This is a genomic window from Deltaproteobacteria bacterium CG11_big_fil_rev_8_21_14_0_20_49_13 (assembly GCA_002796305.1).
Classification (GTDB): Bacteria; UBA10199; UBA10199.
The window spans coordinates 1-4,117 of record PCWZ01000033.1 but is presented as its reverse complement, the minus strand read 5'-3'; the positions used below and the strand labels follow the sequence as shown (position 1 = coordinate 4,117).

Annotated in this window: 3 protein-coding genes; all 3 read left to right on the top strand. The window is 50.8% G+C overall.

The genetic code is table 11. The annotated features are described in order from the left end of the window. The first annotated feature begins 95 nt into the window (after positions 1–95). The gene (locus COV46_02680) at positions 96–398 is read left to right on the top strand and encodes an integration host factor subunit beta (protein ID PIR17797.1); all 303 of its coding nucleotides are present in this window, start codon (positions 96–98) and stop codon (positions 396–398) included. Between the two features lie 14 nt (positions 399–412). Then, positions 413–1,300 (top strand): DNA-protecting protein DprA, encoded by an 888-nt coding sequence (gene dprA, locus COV46_02675; protein PIR17796.1) that lies wholly within the window; start codon positions 413–415, stop codon positions 1,298–1,300. A gap of 637 nt (positions 1,301–1,937) precedes the next feature. Beyond that, on the top strand, positions 1,938–4,117 hold a 2,180-nt coding region (locus COV46_02670), incomplete at its 3' end, for a DNA topoisomerase I (protein PIR17795.1).

Genomic DNA, 4,117 nt, shown 5'->3' with positions numbered 1-4,117 from the left:
TCTCAATGTAATCAACATTTTGTTTGACCACCTTTAAAATTTATGTTATTTTCCCTAGTGAAATCACCGCATTGTAACGGTGAAGGAGGTAACTAATGAATAAATCAGGACTTATTAACTTCGTTTGTGAAAAGGCAAAGATTCCCAGGAAGAAGGCAAAAGATACGGTCGAGCTTATTTTTGACACCATGATACAGGCCATGCTTCGCGAAGAGCGGATAGAGATCAGGGGCCTTGGCAGTTTCTCAGTAAGACACTACGAAACGTATACCGGTCGTAATCCCAGGACGGGCGAATCGATTACCGTCGCACCCAAAAAGCTTCCATTCTTCAAGACAGGCAAAGAGCTCAAAGAGTTCGTCGATCATGAAGATGAGGGAGAGGCGCCAACCGCTTAAAGCCTGATCAGCTGATGAATTTTAAACGTCTTTCCACAAGGGCTCCGGAGTATCCGGAACTGCTTAAACACATCTTTGACCCCCCGGGCTTGCTCAACGTCTGGGGCAATATGCCCGATCTTAACGAACACCCGCCTATCGCCATCGTAGGCTCGAGAAAGCCTACCGATTACGGAAGAGAGAACGCCGTAAACATAGCCAAAGGACTTGCAAAGGCCGGATTTGCCATCATCAGCGGACTTGCTTACGGGATAGATTCCATCGCTCACAAGGTCTCCCTTGAGGCCGAAGGGATAACGGTAGCGGTGCTTGGTAGCGGACTTAATAACATCTATCCGGTCTCCCATAAAAAACTTGCCGAAGATATCGTCAATAACAGAGGGGCCGTTATTTCCGAACTTGACGATACCATGCCGGGACTCCCTCACCATTTCCCGAAAAGGAATAGGATAATAAGCGGAATGTCGCTGGGGATAATAGTTATCGAGGCGGCGATCAACTCAGGGACTCTCATCACCGCGCGTTCGGCACTTGAGCAGGGGCGCGAGGTCTTTGCCGTGCCGGGTCCCATCGGGAACGTCAACACGGCCGGCACACACAGGCTCATTCGTGAAGGGGCGGCACTTATAGAATCCGCCCAGGATGCGATAGATATACTTGATAATAAGCTCCCAAAACCATGGAAGGCAAAGTTTTCTGGACAATCTTTCGGTATTGGTGATAAGGAACGCAAACTTTTGGACCTTCTTGACGAATGCCGTCTTTCATTGGATGAGATGGTTGAAAAAAGCGGACTTGCTTCTCAAAATGTACTTGCGGCAATTACGGTGCTCGAAGCCAGTGGGCTGATCAAAGAAGATGGCGGTAAATACCGCAAGTCTAAAAAAGGCTCTTTGACATAAAATCTATTTTACGACATTTTCATTAGAAAGTGTCAACGTTTCAGCATGAGGAACGCGCTTTGCTTTCGGAATCCGGTTGGATATTCGAGCGACCGGTGTCTGGTTTCGCTCAAACGCCGCGAAACCAGCACCTTAGCGCTCGCCCAGCCGATCTATTTATTGGCTGCCGGGCAGCTGGGCTCCGCGATATCGCTCTCATACCCAACCGGACCCCGAAAGCATCGAGAGTTTCCTCATGCCGCAACACATGCGCTTTCTAATGAACATCACGGTTTCATTCCGGTTGATAAGACGACTGTCGGGATGTTGGCACTCCGACAGCCGTCTTATCAACTTATGCGTGATGGAATCGTGATATTTAGTCGTGCGGGCCGGTGTTGCTTTTAGAGACTTTTAATGCTTGAGGGGTCGGGGCAGGTGTGAGAGCGACGTCGCGGAGGGCACGGCATCGGTAGCCATTCCATAAACGCCGTGCCCGAGCGCCGAGGTGCCGGTTTCGCGGCGTTTGAGCGAAACCGGACACCGGTCGCTCGAACACCTGACCGGACCCCGAAAGCAGGGTGTCTCCGAATACCGCAACACCGGCCCGCGCGGCTAAATATGTCGTGCAATAGATTTTATGTTAGGTAGAAATATTATGACTAAACAATTGATCATAGTTGAGTCGCCCACAAAGGCGAAGGCCATTAAGAAGTATATGGGTTCCGCGTTCCAGGTAAAGGCGTCGGTCGGCCATGTAAAGGACCTTCCGGTCTCAAAGCTGGGGGTGGACGTTGAAAATGACTTTGAACCTACATATCAGATAATCAAGGGTAAGAAGAAAGTGGTCGATGAGCTTGTAGCGGCGGCTAAGGATGCAACCGATGTCTTCCTGGCGACCGATCCTGACCGCGAAGGAGAGGCCATTGCGTGGCATGTGGCAGAGGAAATAGAGGCAGGATGCAAGAAGCCGGAGGCAGGAAAGAAGAAGGGCCCTGCCACTAAGAAAATAGCATCTAAAAAACCGGCCAAGAAATCGGGACCCAACATTCACAGGGTCCTTTTTCATGAGATCACTCCCGCGGCCGTGAGAGAGGCGATATCCAAACCGGTCGCTATCGACAAGAATCTTTTTGAGGCCCAGCAGGCCCGCCGCATTTTAGACCGCCTCGTCGGTTACAAGATCAGCCCCATTCTTTGGAACAAGGTGCAAAGGGGGCTTTCGGCGGGCCGCGTCCAATCGGTAGCTGTAAGGATAATCTGCGAACGCGAAGCGGCCATAAAGAAATTTAAACCCGAAGAATACTGGTCGATAGTCGCTCATCTTGAAGGGAGTATTCCTCCTCAGTTCGAGGCAAAGCTTCTGGAGGCAGGCGGCAAGAAAATAGACATAACCAACAAAAAGGACGCCGATTCTATTCTGACCGGACTTAAGAGATCTGATTTCATACTTTCAAAGATAACAAAGCAGGAGAGAAGGCGTCATCCGGTGCCGCCGTTCACCACCAGCAAACTTCAGCAGGAGGCCGCAAGAAAGTTAGGCTTCTCGGCCAAGAAGACCATGATGATGGCCCAGCAATTGTATGAAGGCATAGATCTTGGCGGTAACCTTGTAGGTCTAATCACCTACATGCGTACCGATTCCGTGCGCGTGGCCGACTCTGCCATTCAATCGGTCAGGGAGCACATTGCCGCAAAGTACGGAAAGGAAACGCTTCCCAAAGGACCCAATTTTTACAAGAATAAAAAGGGGGCTCAGGATGCCCACGAAGCGGTCCGTCCCACATCGTTCGAATTTCCGCCCGATGAGATAAAGGGTTTTCTGGAAAAGGACCAGTACCGTCTTTACGACCTTATCTGGAAGAGGTTCGTCGCCTCCCAGATGAATTCGGCCATTTACGACCAGACCATATTCGATATAAAGGCCACGGATTTCATGCTTCGCTCGACGGGTCAGGTGATGAAGTTCCCCGGTTTCATGTCGGTATATCTTGAAGGCATTGACGAAGAGGCCGAAAAGGACGAAGAAGAGAACCCGACATTGCCTGACCTAAAAGAGGGCGAGAAGCTAAAACTTCACGGCCTTGACCCGAACCAGCACTTTACCCAGCCGCCTCCAAGATTCACCGAGGCTTCCCTTGTTAAAGAGCTCGAAGAACAGGGGATAGGGCGCCCTTCGACGTACGCTTCCATCATGAGCGTCATTCAGGACAAGGAGTACGTAAAGAAACTACAGCTGAAGTTCCATCCAACGCGCCTGGGCGAGGTGGTAAACGAGCTCCTTGTGACCAATTTTCCCGAGATACTCGATGTCAAGTTCACGGCCCAGATGGAAGAGGAGCTCGACGACATCGAAGAGGGGAAGATGAAGTGGAACAAGGTGCTCAACGATTTCTACGTCCCTTTTGCAAAGACGCTAAAACGCGCCGAAAAGACGATGGTGAATCTTAAGGCACAGGCCATCGAAACAAAGATAATGTGCGAAAAATGCGGCAAGCCCATGGTCATTAAGTGGGGCCGTCACGGCGAGTTCCTTGCATGCTCGACGTATCCCGAGTGCAAGAGCACCAAAGAGTTCTCAAGGTCCGAGACCGGCGAAATAACCCCAAAGGCCGCCGAAACGACCGACGAAAAGTGCGAAAAGTGCGGCGCCGACATGGTGATAAAACGCGGGCGTTTTGGAAAGTTCCTTGCCTGCTCGAAATACCCCGAATGCAAGACCACAAAGACGATAGGAATAGGCGTTAAGTGTCCCGAATGCGGGGGAGACGTCGTTTCGCGGATGGGAAAACGCGGTCGCGCCTTCTACGGGTGTTCAAAATACCCGAACTGCAAGTT

Excerpts from the sequence above, each read along its gene's own strand:
- COV46_02680 (PIR17797.1), top strand. The coding sequence starts at position 96 with ATGAATAAATCAGGACTTATTAACTTCGTTTGTGAAAAGGCAAAGATT.
- dprA (PIR17796.1), top strand. The coding sequence starts at position 413 with ATGAATTTTAAACGTCTTTCCACAAGGGCTCCGGAGTATCCGGAACTG.